Source organism: Desulfosporosinus shakirovi (assembly GCF_020595055.1).
Lineage (GTDB): Bacteria > Bacillota > Desulfitobacteriia > Desulfitobacteriales > Desulfitobacteriaceae > Desulfosporosinus > Desulfosporosinus shakirovi.
Genome location: NZ_JAJDOO010000003.1, coordinates 144913 through 163735 on the forward strand (window position 1 = coordinate 144913; position 18823 = coordinate 163735).

The following is an 18823-nucleotide window of genomic DNA, read 5'->3' on the forward strand; positions in this document are numbered from 1 at the left end:
CTTTTTATAGTTGCCTTTTTTACTAGTTTAACTCACTTCGTTTAGTAAAGAAAATCTTCCTATTGTTTTAATACTTGATCAATGAGCGAATCCGGCACAATTACAGGTGGATGCTCTTCTCTACTTCTCCCCATCCCCGGCATATGGAACGATACTCTTCTTAACATTCCGAACTCCGCCCAGGGGATTTGTGACATCCCCCTGATAACGGGGAATAACATGAATATGCGCGTGAAAAGCGCTCTGTCCGGCAGCTGCTCCAACGTTAATCCCCACAACCACTCCCTTATTTTTTAACTCTTAAATCACATAGAAAGCGGCCTTTGTAAATGCTATTTTAGACCTCATTAACGAGAATCCTCATTAAAAACTTATGTCAAATTAATGTTTACAAGGGAGGGATTCTTAAAAAGAAATCCCTTCTTTCTTTTTGATGTGATATAATTCCAAATCATGTAGTACTACTTTCTATATTGGACGAATGGTAAAATAAGGAGGAACTACGATGAGAAATAGTAGAGGAATAAATTACATATGGACTACGGCCCAAAGTCGGTTTTCTCCAATAGCCCCTTGATTTCAAATGGGGCTTATGGGTTATCACAAGCACAACCTCTTTTATTTACCTCGCTTTAGATTCTTGTAAGCATCTTGGTATATGAGGTAACTTTTAAAATAATTGTATGAGATAGTATGGTTAATATGGTGAGCCGTATTATTTTGCCACTTCATTGTTGTTCTAAGAAAGAGGGGAACAAATGGTTATTGGAATTGTTGAGGACGACTTGTTTTTTCAAGAAGAGCTTGTTAGCTTTTTGCACACTCTTTCAGATATCGAAGATATTTCTGTATTTGCTAAGGGAGAGGATTTTTTAAACAGCGCTAATAACTTGAATCTGGATGTTCTTTTCCTCGATATTGGGTTGCCAGGTGCTTCAGGAGTTGAGGTAGCAAAATGCATCCGAAGGGATTCCCCACTTCTTGATATTGTTTTTATCACAGCTGATGATAGCTATATAAAGGATGCTTTTCAACTTTACGCCTCAGATTATATTGAAAAACCTTTGAATAGTGAGAGGCTGAAAACAACATTAGAACGCATTCGCAGCAGACTTGTTGGTTTTAACCAAAGAATTGAGTTAAAAACTGAGGAAGGCGTGATCTTTCTCAATCATAATGAAATCTATTGGGTGGAGGCGCTTGCGAAGAAATCGATGATTCACACGAAAAGCCATTCCTTTACTTGTCTTTACACCTTAAAGGAAATGGAAAAAAAACTTGATCAAAGAACGTTTTTTAGAGCAGGGCGCTCTGATCTTGTCAATCTCAGATTTGTTGAATCCATTCAACCCTCCTCACGAAATTTGTTTGAAATTATATTTAAGGGAAAGGACGAGCGGGCTTTCCTGCAAAAAGATAGGTATCAAGAATTTAGAAAGAGAATTAAATCGGTAGGATGAAGAGGTGAGTACAATTATTGAACTGCTAGTTTTCTCTGTACCTGAAGCTTTTGTGATTTTTATGCTGGCTTCCAGTATCAGCAGAAGAAAAATATTGCTTAGTCGTTCAATCATTATTAGTATTCTCTTTGGCCTTGTCACATTTTCAACCGGATTATTACTTGGAAACTACATCCTGAACATACTTTGCTCTTGTGTATTGATTGTTTTACTGCTTAAGTTCGGGGGATCTTATGAGCTATATGATGCTATCACTGCAGGTCTTATGGCTATTTCTATTTATCTTGCCATAGAATTCATAAATGTGAATTTTTTGCAGATGGTAACTGATATTGATCCCATAAACTTAGGGGATAATTTAAAGTTAAAACTGTTGTGGTTTATGCCTCAGCTTCTGTTTGCCAGAGGGCTCTCTTTCGTTATTCGATATTTCGCAAATTCCAAGTTCCAAGAACAAGCTAATGAATAGAGGCAGTGATCATGAAAACCAATATTTATAAAACAGCCACTACTTTTTTAATAGTTCAGTCAGTGCTTATGGTAATATTGCTGAATAATAATTATATGAAAGACTATGGCTATCTCCAGTCCATCTTGTCGGAATGGATTGAGCTGCTGTTAGGGTTAATCATCCTTTTATTGAACCTGGTTGCAGTGGTAATTGCTTGGAGGCTATACCGCAGTGGAATAGAGGCTGAGGAGTTAAAGACAAGGGCATTAAAATATAACCATATGCTTACACAGTATCAGATCTATCGAGAGCATCATCATGACTTAAAGAATCATCTAACCGTCGTACTTGGTCTTTTGACTCAAGAAAAATTTCCCGAATTAAGAGAGTATTTACAGGTCTACCTGAGCACTGTTAATGATGCTCTACTGAAAACCAACTCGGGTCTGGATGAGCTGGACATCTTGCTTTCCGCTAAGATACAGGCTGCCAAAAGGCAGAAAACAGAAGTGTTGCTGACGATCCTAGGCACGATCCTATGCAGAAGGAAGAATATATCAAATCTGGTAGCCGCTATCGGAAATTTGTTGGATAATGCCCTTGAGGCGGTAAAGGAGCTCGAACCTTCTCAGCGCAAAGTGACTTGGTCCATCCGCAAAGATCCTATAGATTATATATTTGAGTTTTCAAATCCCTTGCTTTTGTCAAAGCAAACAACTAAATGGGATTTCTTCGAGGAAGGCTTTAGCACAAAAGGCAGAGACAGGGGCCACGGACTCTCGATCACTAGGAGACTGATAAAAAAGATGGAAGGAACTATAACGGTAGATACCGCTAAGGGACAGTTCAAAGTGATCATTGAAATCCCTAGACATAAGTTGGAGGGGTGATTATTTGTTTGAGTTGGAACGTATTGCCCATGGGATGACCAACAATTTGTTAAAAGATTCACCTATGGATGCAGTTGAAAAGGCTAAGGTGGAATATGGGTTAGCTTTAGTGCTGGGACTGGGAATAGAATTCATCCTAACCGTTGGGGTTTCCTTCTTTTTAGAGACAGTGGTTTACACCATTATAATTATGTTATCCGCTCTGGCTTTAAGGATTTCTATGGGCGGAGCCCATTGTTCAAGCTTTTTACGATGTCAAGTATTTACTCTGGTGCTTTTTATAGGAACTTCTATTAGTGTTAAGAAAATGGTGTTGAGTTTAGAATTACGTGTTTTAATAATAGTTTCATTGATTCTAGGAATAATAGCGTTGATTCGAATTTGGAAGCTTAATTACTCCGGTCTGATAGTATGGATACTATTTGTGTTATTGCCCGTTATGGGGCTTTCAATTTTTAATAAGCCACATGGGCTTATGGTTCTGGCTTTGTCAAGTTCGTCAGGCATTTTTTTGCAGTCCTTTATGGCAAGCACAATAGGTAAAGTGATTGTAAAAAAAAGTGATCAAGCCATGCAGAGGTTAGGGATTTAAGCTTAACATGTAGTTTCGTTCCCTTAAATGACACTTTCGTTCCAATTTTGATAATTGGTGGGTTTTTTATGGTATAGTTTTTTGTAAGGGGATCCTCAGAGTAATTATATGGAAAGAGGTTGATGAACATAAAAGCTAGCAAGGGTTTGTTCATATCATTACTTTCATTTGTGGGGGCTTTCGCGCTTGTAGGTCCTACTTGCTTGGGATGGTTCTATGAACCGAAGAGATCTGAAGAATTACAAATATATAGAAATTTGTAAGGTAAATTAACAAGCTATACTAAGAAATACAAAGGGTAAATTGTTACGTAATTTGTTATATAAAAAATGAAAGGTGTGGTAATGGGAAATGAATAAAAAGAGTATTCTAAAATGGTTTACAATAGGCGTAATGGGGGTAGGAGTATTAACTTTAACTGTATTATTTGCGAATAGTAATAACGCTTATTCTGCAGCTAACCATTCAGAGAGGGAAATTACTCTTAAAGATTCAGCTATCAAGAACTTCAATATCGACACAACAAAAGTTAAACAACTTTATAGGAAGGATTTACATGGAAATAGTACTGCTGTGTCTCAAGAAATGAAAACTAAAGCACTGGTTGCTTTTTCAGAGCTAATTAAAAATGGGGATACCAAAATAGGTGATTATACCCCAATTTATTTCTTTGAAGGTAACAATGTTTCAATAGCAATTAAGCATGCTGATGGTTCTATGACACTAACAAAATTCGACATATCAGAAGATGGAATACCTATTAAAATTGATGCACAATCTAAGGAGGTAAAATAACTATGAAAGGTAATAAATTTATTTTAATTCCATTGACATTAATCCTAATATGTGTATTTGCAATTCCTGTGTACGCTTCTGTCACTGGTGTTGCAAAATTCACCAATACGGGTACATATATAGGTGGGTATTCGTATACAGAGACAACTTTTGTTGCCACTAAAATTACAGAAACTACTGCTCTCTACAAAGATGATGTGTTAGTAGATAGTGATGCTGATTCCGGTACTACTTATGCACAGGGAGATGTAGGTGTTAATAATCCATCAGGGATTCAAGATTGGTATATTGAGGGAATGGGTATCGTCTGGCAGGGGAATATATATAATGCCTACCCACATGAATCTTCTGTTGTATCGAAGTAGTCGAACTTTAGTAATTTGAAAATTAATATGCGGTGATACACATCTAGACAATTTGACGTCCTGCATAGGGGCGTCATTTTATCAGTGATGATCCGGGCGGAATCATAACCTTGGATCAACCGGTTCTGCTTCCAAAGCCAAGGTCGCTAACACACATTCATGAATCCGACTGATGGGCTCCTGACTTACAAAGCGCTTAACCCCTTCCACTCCTAAGGCAAATTCCATGAGGGCATGACGTTGTTTGCGTTTAACATTTCTTTGCTTTAAGCGCACCAGGTTCTCAGGCTGTAAGTAATCCATGCCATAGATAATATGAAGATACTTTCTCCCTCGAACTTTGATGGCCGGTTGCACTAACCAGCCTTTTTCATTTCTGGCGATAAACCTTTCCGGCTTTACGACAAAGCCTTCATGACCGTTTTCCGTCATTTCCTCCCACCAGAGAATTGCTTCTTCCTCAGTCCTCTCATTGGTCACGATTTTGAACTCAGTCTCAATCAATAGGTCAGACAGCTTAGCAAGCTCCCGGTTCTGTTCCATATGCCACAGATGGGATTGGTCAAAATAAGTTCTCCCCTGGTGAGCCAGGACATGAAAGGGAGCAATTTTGATCCCTTCAACCCCTTGGGTATCCCAGCAATACTTTTGGAACACCTCACGAAAGACTTGAGCATTCTCCAGCTTACCCTTGTATTCCTCGATCCAGGAGTCAACCTCCCAGCCATTCACTTTGGCCAACTCAAGTTTCTCTAAAAGCTTCCGGCGGTCCAAGAGTGATACTTCCGAAACATGAGCGTATTGAGAGCTAATGAGTTCTTTGGCCTTTAAATTCCAAGGCAAAATTTCCGCATCTAACAGCACGAAATCCGTGTTGTTTTTTGTGAAGTATTGTCCCTGATGTAAGTCCGCATTCAATTGCCTGATAAGCTTTTCGGATAATGTCTGATCAAAAAACCCTCGACCCGCCCTGGTATAAATGGTTCCCAACTTTGCTGAACCTACATATCCAACCGCAGTTTCCTCATCCTTAAACAGCAGCAGAATCCCCCTGCTGCCCATATGTTTCTTCTCCACAACCATGGTGGTGATCCCCTGATTTCGATAATACTTAAAAGCCTCTTGAGGATGTTCAAAATAATGATCCGAGGAGGAGGGCTCAGGTGCAGGACTCATGGTTGGAGGAATATAAAGCAATTCCTCAATCGGGACAGTATAGTGAGAAATAGCTTCAATCGCAGACTTTACATAGTCGGCATGAATTTTAATTTCCCCATAGTCTTCGGTCATTACAGAATAGCCCTTGAGAAAACTCTGGATATTAGGAGGATTGAAGCGTTCTTTTTTCCACTTCTGTAAGAAGCTCTCCGGATCTTCGGCATAGTCTTTCTGAGCCTCAACAGCCACAAACTGTTTTTCCGGATAACGATAGGCCGTTAATCTGCCACCGAAAACAACGCCTTGGTCAATATTGATCGTGTTATTGATGATCATTGGCTGGGGTCTGGGGTCATGCCCCCAAACAATTGTTTCTCCGGATTTATGATTGACAAACCAGTCTTTGCGTATCGGTTTCCCGCTCTCTTCGAAGCCCTCTGTATCACCATACCGACAAAAGTCACGGATGCCTTTGGATTCCTTGCCGATATAGTGGTCTCGTATTCCGGCATGGGTTGCCACAACCACCCCTACACCGTTACTCGTAAATACTAAGTTTGAAGGGGCACTTAGAAGCAGACTTCTAACCTTTCCTTTCAACTCTTCTGCAGCTTCTTGACCTTGTTCTCTTGCATAATCTGCAAACTCGGCTGGAATGAGTTCATCCCCATGGGCTAACTCAACCTTTCGACGGTCCAGCCAGCGAGCAATCTTCCAGCCGTGGTTACTATCGACCATATAAGCTAAGTCTTTTTCTACATGGTTAATAAAGAATTTCAGGCAGTCAATACTGTTGGGTCCTCTGGAGAGCACATCCCCTACCGAAACTAGTTTGCGACCGTTAGGATGAGTATATAATCCCTCTTCATCTGACTGATACCCCAGCTTATCAAGCAGGGCAAGAAATTCACTATAGCAGCCATGGATATCCCCAATAAAATCAAGACCGGTTCCAACCTCTTTGAGTAAGGGGTTGGTTGATCGCCCAAAAAGCGTATCTTCTATTTCCACTTCATTTAATATGTAGGAACCTGAAAAGCCTTCCGTCTTTAGGGAACGAAGATTACTCCTAAAGGCTCTGACCTGCTGTTTGATTCGACTGCGCCCTCTAGGCTGCTCCCGTTGTTCATCTCTCTCAAACAATAATTTTTCGTCCATATCTAAGGCCAGGGCCTGGATCGGAACGTGCTTACGATGGGCTAAATCAAGGTACTTCTTCCGATCGTCAGGCCATAGATGGGTGGCATCCACCACTGAAAGTTTCCCTAAACCACAACGAGTTTCTATAAGATCAGCCATCCCATCAAAGGCTTTTTGGGAAATCAATTGATACTCTGCTAAAAGCACGTCTTGCTCATCTTTAGGACGTTTATTAAGTTCTATAAATTCCGTATCCGCGACTAAGACCCTAAATTGATCCGAACTAACGATTTCTGACCGTAATAAGATACCCTGATCAATCAGCCGATTTAGCAGGGTGGTTTTGCCGCTGTTGGACGGCCCAACCAATAATACGATTCCGGCATGGGGAAATTGGATCTCTTTACTCATTCTCTATCCCACCTTGTCTTGTGAAGATAGCTATTTGAGAAGGGTGTCCATACCCTTCGACTCCTTCACCAATTCCGTCTAATTGAACCTCGTAGGAATAGTTCCTTGCCAAACTATGAGTCCACTGGGAAAATTGAGCCCGAGTCCACTCAAATCGATGGTCCTTATGACGAACCGCCTCATCCATTTGATAAACAGGGTTATATTCCACATTCGGAGTAGTAACAATTAAAACCTTGGGTTTGTAGCTGCCAAAGATCGTGTCCATGACTCTCGGTAATCGACCTTCATCAATATGCTCGATCACTTCACTTAGAATCATGACATCTTTATTACGCAGTTGCTCATCATAGTAATATAATGAACCCCAAATTGGGATCGGTGCTATAAAGTCATCCTCGTGACTCGCTTCGGAAAATCGTTTGAGGGCGCGAAGCTGCTCCTTCTCCGTGGGTTCCACTGCTAATATCTCTTTGACACCCGGTATAAACCCAAGTCGCACAGATAACTTACCTTCCCCTGCTCCGAAGTCAACAATACTTTCTTTGGAGGATACATTTTCCACGATCTTAACAACCCTTTGATAGCGGAGTTCATTCAATCTTACGACGGGCTGGGATTCTAGGGTAGGTTCTGGCGTCGTATCTAATTTCGTCAGATCTATGTTCGTCAAATTAACTTTCGTTATATCAGGTTGATGGAATTTTGCTCCCACCTGATCAATCAATTCCCTGAAACGCAAGGTTCGTTTAATAATGAGATCTTTAAGGGGATGATGGGATAGCCACCCTTCCCCATATCGTTCCAGTTTATCTATTTCTCGTTCATCAATGAAGTAATGCCGATAATTATCAAGCACCGGAATCAAGACAAAGAGATGTTGGAGAGCTTTTTGGACAGTGACGGTTCCTTTTAAATTTATAAAACGAGCTGAGCTTCTCTCCTTGAGCTGGAAGTTATAGGCTGCTTGTCCTCGTTCAATTTCTATTTGATAACCTAAGGTTTCAAAAAGTTCCTTAATGGCTGAATCGGGTAAATCGGTAGCCACCGGCCCAAAGCCTATGTTCAGCTGAATGGCATGCTTTGCCCAGTCCAGATATTCTTCTTTGGGTCGACCATTCAGAGCCGTTCCTAAGGCCGACCGGATATCCGAACAGAAAATACTGCTGACAACAAATTCCCTGTCGTTGATATATTGAGTAATTTGATAAGTATCCGGGCTATTCTTAACCAGTTCAACGGGGTCGGGCGTAACAAAGATTACCGCTTCAACTTCCCTATCACTAAAAACAGTATAGGTTAAGCGAACGCGGTGCCCCTTGTCCATTCGGTCATAGAGATTTCGAGGATTCTTTGACAAGAGAAAGGTCAGCATCTTAGCCCCTTCCCCCGTCGCTTTAATTGCTAGCTGCACAAGCATAAACTCCTGTCCTTAAGAACTTTGTTTAGTTATACCCTAGGAGTCATCATTCCATGACTTATAGTGCTTGATTTTACTTTCTGAGTCCGCAGGTACGCCTTTGTTTCTCACCGATCACCAAATATTTAAAAAAACTATACAAAGGGGCACCAGTCAGTCTTATAAACTGTTGGCTCCCTTTCAAGCTGTAATTTTTTTATGAACATCATTTAAAATGAAAGTTGCTCTTCCGTTATATAATCCTTAATTTCATCTTTTACCAGTTGAATATTCTTATGAGATAAATTCACAAATAGGTTTCTTGTATCTACCTCGCACTGACTTATGATACGTTCAAGATCTGCTAGATCTTGAACTGTAAAGAATTCGTTACTTGGGATGAAATAAATCAATGTCTTCTTATTCCTGTTAATAAGATTAATGACATTGTTTAGAGTGCCCTTACTTTTCCCATTCCATATCATAAAACCATAATCAGCTTCTTCAGCCATTCTTATATCTTTGGCAGCATAAAAGTCAAACCCCTTAACCTTTTTTTCGACTTCCACATTTACAACATTCCAACTTCCAATATTACATCTCGCTTTCCCTTGACTTGCGTACACAAATACATTCTGATATCCCATACGAGAGAAATATTCTTGTACCGCCTTATCAACACCGGTGGCATCACCAACAATAACGTTCATTTGCGTAGAATAAATATTATGAAGTCTTTCCTCAACACGCTTATTAAGCTTAGAAATTGCCCTAGGTCCGGCAATAAATACTTTCATTTTGGATCACCTCGTTTTTGTCATCGTGAGTATGTAGATTTTCTTCAAATTCTGATCCTGTCTCAGTATTCTCACACATTCTGTTATTGTCCCACCCGTACTAAATAAATCATCGATAAGTAATACTCTAAAGGGCCTCTTGGCTTTTTTTATAGCAATGATGGAGCCTGATAACTCTTTTTGATCTCTATCCATATTCTTGGCCTGATCATTTGACGTTTTTTGTAATACTTGATTTGTAAAACTAACCCCTAAATATGTCGCAATCGCTCTAGCTATTTCCACTGCAGGTTGAAATGGTCTCTGAATCGATGGTGGAGCAGGTATTATCAGAGGCCAGCAACTTGGATTTCTCTGTCCAACTATTGCTGATCTGTAATACAACCATGAGCCGGTGTGGGGAATTGGAAAAACCACAATGGTTACAACTATATTCTAACCCAAAAACATCTCCATAAATTCCAATTCCGCAATTTTATAGAGGTTCAATAATCCTGTAGCATTCTTCTACCAAATTAGATTCTTCATTTTAATGCTAATCCCTGCCAGTATCTCTTCACTTTTACAATATTCATAATCCTTACTAGTTACCTGGTGTACAGTAATAATCCTTGAAGACCACATCTCATAGCGAGGTGTGGTCTTCTTCTTTTACTGCCTAAATAGCCGCATGTCTTAATAATCTTCTCAGATGTTTCGATTCTATATTCCTGCCCTTAGAGTCTTTTGAATGGATTCCAGTAACTTCTGAAGATAGTCGACGATGTCCAGACAAGACCTCAGTGATTGAGATTGGCTATGAATATGTCCGAAAGCACTATTCGTTTTTAGCCGAACATTCTAAACAATTGAATTATCAGACTTTTATCCTACATATGTGTTAATATTATCTTGATTCCAATAAATTAAAAATTCGCCGAGGTGTCCCATGACTCAAAATAAATTTAATTTGGATTTCGAAAGCTTTCAGCTCTTGCTTCTAGAGATGGCCCAGCAGCGTTCGGTCGATGAATTGCTAAAATTGGTTACATCATCTCTGGCATCGACCTATAACGTGGCCCTGGCTAGGGTCTGGATGATCACCCCAGGGGATATTTGCAACACTTGTAATGAGTATGCAGCCTGCCGGGACAAAAGCCACTGCCTCCACCTGATGGCTAGCCACGGGCTCTCCTTAGACAACAAAACCACCTGGAACACAATCCAACATGGTGCCTTTCGACGCTTCCCCATGGGAGTACGCAAGGTAGGCCGGATTGCCTCATCAGGCCAGCCCGGCAACATCTCAGCCATAAGCGGCAACTCTGACTGGATTGCCGATAGAGCCTGGGTAAAAAAAGAGCATATCGCCAGCTTCGTCGGCCAGCCGTTGAACTACAAAGGTGAAGTCCTTGGTGTTCTGGCAATGTTTACGCGCATCGCTTTAGATCAGGGAGCTCTCGGGCTGATGCGTATGATCGCTGATCATTTAGCTTATGCCGTTTCCAATGCGCGAGCCTTTGAAGAGATCAAACGTCTCAAAAGGCAAATTGAGAATGAAAACGCTTACCTGCGCAAAGAAGTCAATATCGCCCAGTCCTTCAACGGTATCATCGGTAAAAGCAACGCCCTCCATGAAATTCTACAGCAGATCGTTCTTGTTGCGCCCATCGACACCAGTGTGCTTATAACCGGGGAATCGGGCACAGGCAAGGAGCTCATTGCCCGGGAGATCCACTCAAGAAGCAAACGGGCCGCGCATCCTATGATCAAAATAAATTGTGCCGCAATCCCCAAGAATCTTTTCGAGAGCGAATTCTTCGGGCATGCTCGGGGTGCTTTCACCGGAGCGCACAAGGATCGGGAGGGATTTTTTCAGATTGCCGACCGAGGAACGCTATTTCTGGACGAGGTCGGCGAGATCCCCCTCGAACTGCAGGGTAAACTTCTGCGCGTCCTGCAAGAAGGTGAATACCAGCGCGTAGGCGAGGAAAAAGTCCGAAAAGTAGATGTACGCATCATTTCTGCCACAAACCGTGATCTCGGGCGAGAGGTCTCAGCGGGACGCTTTCGTGAAGATCTTTACTACCGAGTTAATGTCTTCCCCTTTCTTCTGCCTCCCCTTCGTGACCGCAAGGAAGACATACCGCTTTTGGTCAACCACTTTTTGGCTCTTACCTCTCGAAGACTCAACCGCCCCAAGCCTTACCTAACCCAATCTGATATTGAGTCCTTGACAAAATACGACTGGCCCGGCAATATCCGTGAACTACAAAATGTCATTGAGCGGGCGGTCATTACTTCTCATTTGGGGAAGCTGGACTCCGGTATTTCCTCCATAGCTCACTTGGTGGTCAGTTCCACTGCCCCCGGCGTTTACCCCAAGGGGCATATCGACAAGCGCAGCATCCTAACTGACGCCGAACTACGTCAATTGGAGAGAGAAAATATGATCGAGGCACTTAGGGTCTGTAACGGTAAGATCTACGGACCGAGAAGTGCAAGTGAGAAACTTGGAATAAAGCCGACCACTCTGATTTCGCGCTTAAAAAAGATGGGGATCACTCTTGAGGATTGGAACGGTCGCAATTAGTCTCGCACACCCAGGCTAATCGGGCCTTGACATCCCCCGGCCACTCCTGCGCTTACAACCAAAACACAATGTTTATAACGAAATTTCGTTGATAACAACGGATTATCGTAATATACATTGTATTTTTTCGTTCAAGAAACTTCCAGTCCACCTCTCATTGTTTGATTATTCCCACAACAAATGACTCTGGCATAGCAATTGCAAAAGGTACTTGTTTAAGCACAAAGGAGGGATCAGGATGCCGTTGATAAAGGTACTGACTTAGCAATTCCGACAGATCACTTGTTTTATGCTACAACCTTTTATTTAGAGAGGAGTAATTATATGGAAGACAAGAAACATTCACAAACGCATGATGCCGACCACCACCATCATCATCACCACGGCAACGATTTCACCGATTACATGGCAGCAGTAACGGAATATCGAAAGTCCTTTGCCAGCAAAGCTGACGTTATGTCCCAGGCTCCTGATCCCGCAGTGAGGGAAATGGTGGCCTATATGGATAGTATGGGCCTGGAAAACTGTTTTGACCGTTTCGACAAACAAAAACCTCACTGCGCTTTTGGCTTAGCCGGTGTCTGTTGCAAAAACTGCTCCCTCGGTCCTTGCAAGATAACTGAGAAGTCTCCCCGGGGTACCTGCGGAGCGACTGCAGATCTCATCGTAGCGCGTAACCTGGCCCGCGCGGCAGCCGGAGGTGTAGCAGCCCATGGGGCGCGCGCCCGTGAAGTCATGCTAACCCTGAAAAAGGCTGCCTCTGGAGAGATCGATCTCCCCATTGTGGGCAAAAACAAGGTGCTTGGCGTAGCCAACATGTACAGGCTTGAGACCGAAGGCAAAACCGTCGAAGCTTTAGCCGGTGAAATTGCGGATATTTTGCTCGAAGATATGAGCCGTACGATTCCTGGCCAGCACCGAACCCTTACTGCAGTAGCCCCACCCGAACGACAAAAGGTCTGGAACGATCTCGGGATAACCCCGATCAGCTCCTATCACGAGGTTTTTGAAACCTTGCACGCCACCACAGTCGCAACCCAAGGGGACTGGCGTAAAGCCATGGATCAGTTCCTGCGCTTAGGCATCACCTTTTCCATGAACAGCGTGGTGGGCGGCTCCATTGCCAGCGACTGTCTCTTCGGCATTCCCACGCGCAGCACCATCAAGGCCAACGTGGGTGCGCTGAAAAAGGACTTTGTTAATATAGCCATTCACGGTCATGCTCCCATGCTGGCCACGGAAGTCATCAAAACAGCCCGTACCGCAGAATTCGTCACCATGGCCCAGGAGGCCGGAGCCCAGGGTATCCAGTTTTACGGAATCTGTTGTTCAGGCCTGTCAACCATGTACCGCCTTGGCGGAGTCATTCCCCTCTCCAACGCTAACGGCGCTGAGCTGGTAGTGGGCACAGGCGCGCTGGATCTTTGGCTGGCTGACATCCAAGAAGTTTTTCCGGGTATTATGGATGTCGCCAACTGCTTTAAAACCGTGGTTGTCACCACGAACGAATCCAACCGTCTGCCGGGGGCGGAACATATCGGTTACAAGCGAGATCTCTCCGACCTGAATCGACTTCCGGAATTAGCCGACAGAATTGTAACCCGGGCGATCGAAAGCTTCAAAAACCGCCTGGACGTGAAAAGGCATATCCCTCCCTACGAAGTGGAAGCGGAAGTGGGATTCGGTCTGGAGTACCTCAGCGAATACTATGGCGGAAGCGTCAAGCCCATCGCCGATGCTCTTAAGGATGGCAAAATTCTCGGCATCATCAACTTGGCAGGCTGCACAAATACCCGCATTGTGTTTGAAAAGGCCATTGTGGATGTTGCAGACATTTTGCTGAAGAATAACATTCTTATCTTTGCCAACGGTTGTGCCAGCTTTCCAATGTTAAAACTCGGTTACTGCTCGATCAAGGAACAGGATAAATGCGGAAATAGCTTGCAGGAATTTCTCGGTTCGAATCTGCCCCCGGTCTGGCATTTCGGCGAATGCATCGATAACGCCCATGCTGTCGGTACCTTCGCTGCCATTGCCGGTCTGCTCGGCCATCCGATCAAAGATTTGCCCTTTGCTGAAGTGACGCCCGAATGGTCCAATGAGAAAGGTGTAGGCGCAGCCCTTGCTTTCCGTATGCTGGGGTTTGATTCCTACCATTGTGTCCATGCTCCGGTGCAAGGTTCTAAAAAGGTGATGGATTTCCTTTACGGAGGCACAAGAGAATTGCTCGGTTCCTGCATGAACGTTGACCCGGACCCAGAAAAACTTGCTCAGATGATCATCTCAGATTTTAAGGCTGCAAGAAAGAAGCTTGCGTGGGACGTTTAGCCTCTCATTTCCAAGCCCAGGGAGGCCGTTACTCATGACATGTCGGTCAAAACACGCTAACTTGCCTCAGTACACGGCGGCAAGAGTCATCAACCAAGTTCTGGTGGGCACAGTGCTTTATCGTGCCCACCACGAACTTACAGTCGAGCAAAAACTTTGCCTGGAGGGGAGAGTGCAAAAGTGCCTAAAAAATTAAATTCGGTGCAGATAAGAGTTACGTCCATTTGCCGAAGAGAATTTGCGAGGGACGTTTACCGCCCGGGAGTCATTTCGTTGTCGCGCATCATCTGGGGCTCGCTGGGTGCCGGCATAGCGCTTGCCATCATCGGTATGCTGTCCAAAGTCACGGGGATAGGCGTGCTCTTTCCGCCTCTGGCAGCAACCTGCTTTATCAATTCCAGTTGCGTGTACTTGCGCGTGGCTCGGCCTAAACCGGTCATTGTCGGACATTTTGTCTCATCGATCGGCGGGCTGGCGGGAGTTTGGACAGGAGACTTGTTGGCAGGGGGAACCGACTTTGTTATTCCGCTCAAACTCAGTCTAGCGCTGCTTTACGCTGCAGTGCTGATGCAAGTTTTTGATGCCGATCATCCTCCGGCGGCAGCCACCGCTGTCATTCCGGCTATTTTACCCTTGCCCATGCCCCCACAGCTGTTTCCCGTATACATGGCTTGGGGAGCAACCATCGCCGTACTTTTCGCCCTCGTCTGGAACCGGGTTTGGTTCGAATTTCCGGCTAAAGAGGACGATCATTGCGTTAAATATGCCGGACTGTACATGGAAAAACCCCAGGTATGGGGTATGGCTTTATGCATGGTTAGCATGGTCCTGATGAGTTGCCAACAAGTCGCGCCGGTGTTTTATTCCATCGGGCTCTGGGGCATGATACTAGGCGTCTTGCTTCTGGGGATACACCATTTTGTGGTTGCCCCGGTAACTCCAAAGCCTGAAATCCACTAGGAAAATATGAGTTTAACCACACTGAACTGGGTATTTAATGGTATAATTCTTCTCCCATCCGGCTTTAATCAGTGAGATAGTTATTCTTTATAAAATCCAGAAATTCTTGCGCTGCGTGAGGAAGATACCGCCCCTTTTTCCACACTAAAGCCAGCTGCAAGCATAATTTCAAATCGGAAAACGGACGGGAAACAATGGTTTGCGGGTTAAGCTCTTTGCAAATCTTACTTGGCAATAAGGCTAAACCAAGATTAGCTTCAACCATTTGAGTCATCAACTCTCGTTGCGAGGTTTCGAAAGCAATCTCCGGATTAACTCCAGCTCTTTTACACCCATCTAGTATAATATCATGAAGTTTATAATCACTATTATATAAAACCAGCTGTTCTCCATCAAAATCTTCGTATCGAATACTGCTATAGTTAGCTAATCGATGCCCTGGGTGAATAATGACGCTGAGCGGATCTTCCTCAAACCAAATCCATTCAAAAAGAGAACTATCCTCAGGAGTGAAAATACCAATGTCCAGCAACCCTTCTTGAAGAGATGCTTCTATCTTTTTGGGACCAAACTCAAATAAGCGAATTTGAATTTTAGGATATTCGTTTTTAAAGGCCCTAAGCATATGAGAAAAAGTCGTAACAGCAGTTATTGGTGGCAAGCCGATATGTATTTTCCCGGTTTGAAGCTTAGTAAGCCCTTCTAATTTAGTATTGATATTTCTAAAAGAAGCTACTATTTGTTGAGCTTGCTCAAGGATTATTTCTCCGGCGTCGGTTAATTCTACATATTTAGTACTTCGATAAAATAGGGTTTTTCCCAATTCCGACTCTAAATCCTTAATTGCCTTACTAACAGAGGGTTGAGAGGTATGCGCAGCCTCAGCGGCTTTACTAAAACTTTTGTGGCGTGAAACTTCAATAAAATATTCCAAATGTCTTATTTCCACTTAGTTCGCCACCTTTCAATTCCAAGGACACTTTTAGAAATTATATCACATTAAGCTAGCCTAAGTTAGAAGCGCTATTCACCTGGATCTACAAACTGTCAGAGCTCTTCAAAGTATGATTAGTTTGGTAATAGAGATCTTCCAGTGAATAGTAAAATAGCGGTTTTAAATACGCTGTATTCACCTAAAGAATAAATCGAGACCAAATCCTCTTAAAATGGGATAGCACTACAACTTATAGCCTGATTGGCAATCAGTTATTTCGTGCCTAAATACACTGTATTCTTAACCGATATTTTACTATTCGACAAGAGCTATCTACAATGGAGTTGAAACAAGCGCTTGTGAAATTTGGTGAAATAAAGGGGAAATGAATATGACGATTATGAGATCAATGCTCTTTGTGCCAGGCCACGATAAGCAAGCTTTGGAGGAAGCTTTAACTTTCCAGGCTGATGTTGTGGTTTTGGATCTTGAAGATTTAGTTCCGCCTGCTGAAAAACAAAAAGCTCGGTTAATGGTACGTGAAAATATTAAGTTTTGCGGTTCAAAGGGTTCGGAGGCTTGGGTTCGGGTTAATAGCTGGGAAACGAATCTGACCAGTGCTGATTTGGAAGCGGTTGTTTGTGAAGGTCTTAAAGGGATTAACCTAACCAAAGTCGGGTGTGCTGCCGACGTGCACCGCCTTGACTGGAGATTAGAAGAATTAGAACGCCAGCGCGGCCTTGAAATAGGCAGCATTAAAATTTGCCTGCTGGTTGAAACTGCTCTGGGTATCGTTAACGCCTACGAATCTTGTGCTGCAAGCCCCCGGGTTGTAGCCGCTATTTTTGGTGCTGTGGATTACACTCGCGATATGGAGGTCAAGCTGACATCCGAGGCTGTTGAGCAACAGTTTGCCAGAGGATATCTAGCCGTAGCTGCCAAAGCTGCCCGCATACTGGCAATTGATGCCCCATTCCTTTCCTACCTGGATATTCCCGGATTCGAACGCAACGTGGCTGAAGGACGTCAAATGGGCTATAAAGGCCGCATGATTGTTCATCCTAATTTAGTCGAAGCCTCAAACCGTCTGTATTCTCCAGATCCGGCGGATGTAGCATGGGCTAAAGAGATCGTGAAAGTTTTCGAAGAAGAAGCTATTGCCAAGGGAAAAGCAGCGATTTCCTTTAATAATAAGATGGTTGATACTCCGGTGTATCTTAACGCAGTTGATATCCTCAAAGCACAAAGTGCCATCGACACAAAACTGTCTTCGCAGCTGTCAAGCTAACGGAACGAAGATATCTTTTCTTATTCGCAAACTGAAGGACGGTGCTGTTAATGTCGTTAAAAGATGATGCCCTAAAACTCCATGCCGATCATCGAGGAAAGATCGAGATCGCTGTCAAAGTCCCCTGCCGTGACCATCATGATTTAAGTCTCGCCTATTCTCCAGGTGTTGCTGAACCTTGTCTGGCTATTGCTAAAGAGCCTGAGTTAGTAAATCTCTACACTAACAGAGCTAACACTGTGGCAGTGATATCAAACGGAACGGCCGTCCTGGGACTTGGTGATATTGGACCACGGGCAGCGATGCCTGTCATGGAAGGCAAATCCCTCCTATTTAAACATTTTGCTGGGGTTGATGCCTTTCCAATCTGCGTGAATACCAAAGATATTGATAAAATTGTGGAATTAGCTAAATTACTGGAGCCAACTTTCGGCGGTATCAACCTGGAAGATATCAAAGCACCGGAGTGTTTTGATATTGAAGAAAAGCTAAAAAAGGTTTACGATGGGCCTGTCTTCCACGATGACCAACACGGCACGGCAATTGTGACCTTAGCCGGTATATTGAATGCTTTGAAAGTCGTTGACAAGGACTTGAAAGATGTCACTATCGTTACCAGTGGTGCGGGTGCTGCCGGCATGGCTATCGTCAAACTACTCATGGACTGCGGTCTTCAAAATGTGATAATGTGCGATACCAAAGGGACAATTTATGAGGGACGCTCCGAAGGTATGAATAAATACAAAGAAGAGATTGCCAGGAAAACCAATCGAGGGATGGTCATAGGTAGTCTAGCTGATGCCTTAAAAGGGGCGGACGTGTTTATCGGGATATCCGTAGGAAATACCGTCACTCCTGAGATGGTCCAATCTATGGCTGAAAAACCCATTATTTTTGCTCAAGCCAACCCTGTGCCGGAAATTTGGCCGGAAGATGCACTGCAAGCCGGAGCAGCTGTGGTGGGAACCGGTCGTTCCGACTTCCCCAATCAAATCAATAATATTCTTGCCTTCCCGGGTATTTTCAGAGGCACTTTTGACTGTCAGGCAACTGAAATCAACGGAGCAATGAAAATCGCCGCTGCTGAAGCCATTGCTTCCATAGTCAGTGCCTCAGAGCTCTGTGCAGACTATATAATTCCCAAAGCTTTTGATAGCCGAGTTGCTCCTGAGGTGGCAGCAGCTGTCGCCAAAGCAGCCCTGGACAGCGGAGTGGCCAAGAAGAAAGTAGATCCAGCGTGGGTGGCAGAAAATTTACGCAATTTGCTTTCATAACTAATTTGA

Annotated in this window: 17 protein-coding genes and 1 pseudogene; 13 read left to right on the top strand and 5 right to left on the bottom strand. The window is 43.5% G+C overall.

Annotation, left to right across the window (positions count from 1 at the left end; genetic code table 11):
* Positions 1 to 120 precede the first annotated feature (120 nt).
* Positions 121 to 285: pseudogene (locus tag LJE72_RS04210) on the bottom strand (HIT family protein); the annotation flags it as partial.
* Positions 286 to 758: 473 nt separating this feature from the next.
* On the opposite strand from LJE72_RS04210, the gene LJE72_RS04215 reads away from it, so the two are divergent.
* The 7 genes from LJE72_RS04215 (at position 759) to LJE72_RS04245 (ending at position 4553) form a co-directional block, all read left to right on the top strand.
* The gene (locus LJE72_RS04215; RefSeq protein ID WP_229246374.1) at positions 759 to 1460 is read left to right on the top strand and encodes a LytR/AlgR family response regulator transcription factor; all 702 of its coding nucleotides are present in this window, start codon (positions 759 to 761) and stop codon (positions 1458 to 1460) included.
* Between the two features lie 4 nt (positions 1461 to 1464).
* Complete coding sequence (locus tag LJE72_RS04220) at positions 1465 to 1929, top strand: hypothetical protein (protein WP_229246375.1); 465 nt, start codon at positions 1465 to 1467, stop codon at positions 1927 to 1929.
* Positions 1930 to 1940: 11 nt separating this feature from the next.
* Positions 1941 to 2801: a sensor histidine kinase gene (locus LJE72_RS04225; RefSeq protein WP_229246376.1), complete on the top strand. Its 861-nt coding sequence runs from the start codon at positions 1941 to 1943 to the stop codon at positions 2799 to 2801.
* Positions 2802 to 2805: 4 nt separating this feature from the next.
* Positions 2806 to 3393 carry an accessory gene regulator B family protein gene (locus LJE72_RS04230; protein WP_229246377.1) on the top strand — a complete coding sequence of 196 codons (588 nt, stop codon included), beginning with the start codon at positions 2806 to 2808 and terminating at the stop codon, positions 3391 to 3393.
* 122 nt (positions 3394 to 3515) lie between these two features.
* The gene (locus LJE72_RS04235) at positions 3516 to 3656 is read left to right on the top strand and encodes a cyclic lactone autoinducer peptide (protein WP_229246378.1); all 141 of its coding nucleotides are present in this window, start codon (positions 3516 to 3518) and stop codon (positions 3654 to 3656) included.
* 88 nt (positions 3657 to 3744) lie between these two features.
* Positions 3745 to 4188: a hypothetical protein gene (locus tag LJE72_RS04240; protein ID WP_229246379.1), complete on the top strand. Its 444-nt coding sequence runs from the start codon at positions 3745 to 3747 to the stop codon at positions 4186 to 4188.
* 2 nt (positions 4189 to 4190) lie between these two features.
* Positions 4191 to 4553 carry a hypothetical protein gene (locus LJE72_RS04245; protein ID WP_229246380.1) on the top strand — a complete coding sequence of 121 codons (363 nt, stop codon included), beginning with the start codon at positions 4191 to 4193 and terminating at the stop codon, positions 4551 to 4553.
* Positions 4554 to 4655: 102 nt separating this feature from the next.
* Here the strand turns inward: LJE72_RS04245 and LJE72_RS04250 are convergent, their stop codons facing one another.
* The 3 genes from LJE72_RS04250 to LJE72_RS04260 form a co-directional block, all read right to left on the bottom strand.
* Positions 4656 to 7262: a polynucleotide kinase-phosphatase gene (locus LJE72_RS04250; protein ID WP_229246381.1), complete on the bottom strand. Its 2607-nt coding sequence runs from the start codon at positions 7260 to 7262 to the stop codon at positions 4656 to 4658.
* Positions 7255 to 8676: a 3' terminal RNA ribose 2'-O-methyltransferase Hen1 gene (locus LJE72_RS04255; RefSeq protein ID WP_229246382.1), complete on the bottom strand. Its 1422-nt coding sequence runs from the start codon at positions 8674 to 8676 to the stop codon at positions 7255 to 7257. Before LJE72_RS04255 ends, LJE72_RS04250 begins: the two co-directional genes overlap by 8 nt.
* Positions 8677 to 8891: 215 nt before the next feature.
* Positions 8892 to 9458, bottom strand: a complete 567-nt coding sequence (locus LJE72_RS04260; RefSeq protein ID WP_229246383.1) for a hypothetical protein — start codon at positions 9456 to 9458, stop codon at positions 8892 to 8894.
* 928 nt (positions 9459 to 10386) lie between these two features.
* Between LJE72_RS04260 and LJE72_RS04265 the strand changes: the two genes are divergently transcribed.
* The 4 genes from LJE72_RS04265 to LJE72_RS04280 all read left to right on the top strand — a co-directional run bounded on the left by LJE72_RS04265 (position 10387) and on the right by LJE72_RS04280 (position 15318).
* Positions 10387 to 12030 (top strand): sigma-54-dependent Fis family transcriptional regulator, encoded by a 1644-nt coding sequence (locus LJE72_RS04265; protein WP_229246384.1) that lies wholly within the window; start codon positions 10387 to 10389, stop codon positions 12028 to 12030.
* Positions 12031 to 12354: 324 nt separating this feature from the next.
* Positions 12355 to 14358, top strand: coding sequence for an anaerobic carbon-monoxide dehydrogenase catalytic subunit (locus LJE72_RS04270; RefSeq protein ID WP_229246385.1), 2004 nt, complete (start codon positions 12355 to 12357; stop codon positions 14356 to 14358).
* Positions 14359 to 14392: 34 nt separating this feature from the next.
* Positions 14393 to 14554 (top strand): hypothetical protein, encoded by a 162-nt coding sequence (locus LJE72_RS04275; RefSeq protein WP_229246386.1) that lies wholly within the window; start codon positions 14393 to 14395, stop codon positions 14552 to 14554.
* 5 nt (positions 14555 to 14559) lie between these two features.
* Complete coding sequence (locus LJE72_RS04280; RefSeq protein ID WP_449508553.1) at positions 14560 to 15318, top strand: HPP family protein; 759 nt, start codon at positions 14560 to 14562, stop codon at positions 15316 to 15318.
* Positions 15319 to 15382: 64 nt separating this feature from the next.
* Here LJE72_RS04280 and LJE72_RS04285 read toward each other — a convergent pair whose 3' ends face one another.
* Positions 15383 to 16267, bottom strand: a complete 885-nt coding sequence (locus LJE72_RS04285; protein WP_229246388.1) for a LysR family transcriptional regulator — start codon at positions 16265 to 16267, stop codon at positions 15383 to 15385.
* Positions 16268 to 16643: 376 nt separating this feature from the next.
* Here LJE72_RS04285 and LJE72_RS04290 point away from each other — a divergent pair, with 376 nt between their 5' ends.
* Positions 16644 to 17540, top strand: a complete 897-nt coding sequence (locus LJE72_RS04290) for an HpcH/HpaI aldolase/citrate lyase family protein (RefSeq protein WP_229246389.1) — start codon at positions 16644 to 16646, stop codon at positions 17538 to 17540.
* Between the two features lie 50 nt (positions 17541 to 17590).
* Positions 17591 to 18814 (top strand): NAD(P)-dependent malic enzyme, encoded by a 1224-nt coding sequence (locus LJE72_RS04295; protein WP_229246390.1) that lies wholly within the window; start codon positions 17591 to 17593, stop codon positions 18812 to 18814.
* Positions 18815 to 18823 lie beyond the last annotated feature (9 nt).

Coding starts and splice junctions, on each gene's coding strand:
- LJE72_RS04215 (WP_229246374.1), top strand. CDS start 759: ATGGTTATTGGAATTGTTGAGGACGACTTGTTTTTTCAAGAAGAGCTT.
- LJE72_RS04225 (WP_229246376.1), top strand. CDS start 1,941: ATGAAAACCAATATTTATAAAACAGCCACTACTTTTTTAATAGTTCAG.
- LJE72_RS04235 (WP_229246378.1), top strand. CDS start 3,516: ATGAACATAAAAGCTAGCAAGGGTTTGTTCATATCATTACTTTCATTT.
- LJE72_RS04240 (WP_229246379.1), top strand. CDS start 3,745: ATGAATAAAAAGAGTATTCTAAAATGGTTTACAATAGGCGTAATGGGG.
- LJE72_RS04245 (WP_229246380.1), top strand. CDS start 4,191: ATGAAAGGTAATAAATTTATTTTAATTCCATTGACATTAATCCTAATA.
- LJE72_RS04250 (WP_229246381.1), bottom strand. CDS start 7,262: ATGAGTAAAGAGATCCAATTTCCCCATGCCGGAATCGTATTATTGGTT.
- LJE72_RS04260 (WP_229246383.1), bottom strand. CDS start 9,458: ATGAAAGTATTTATTGCCGGACCTAGGGCAATTTCTAAGCTTAATAAG.
- LJE72_RS04265 (WP_229246384.1), top strand. CDS start 10,387: ATGACTCAAAATAAATTTAATTTGGATTTCGAAAGCTTTCAGCTCTTG.
- LJE72_RS04270 (WP_229246385.1), top strand. CDS start 12,355: ATGGAAGACAAGAAACATTCACAAACGCATGATGCCGACCACCACCAT.
- LJE72_RS04275 (WP_229246386.1), top strand. CDS start 14,393: ATGACATGTCGGTCAAAACACGCTAACTTGCCTCAGTACACGGCGGCA.
- LJE72_RS04290 (WP_229246389.1), top strand. CDS start 16,644: ATGACGATTATGAGATCAATGCTCTTTGTGCCAGGCCACGATAAGCAA.
- LJE72_RS04295 (WP_229246390.1), top strand. CDS start 17,591: ATGTCGTTAAAAGATGATGCCCTAAAACTCCATGCCGATCATCGAGGA.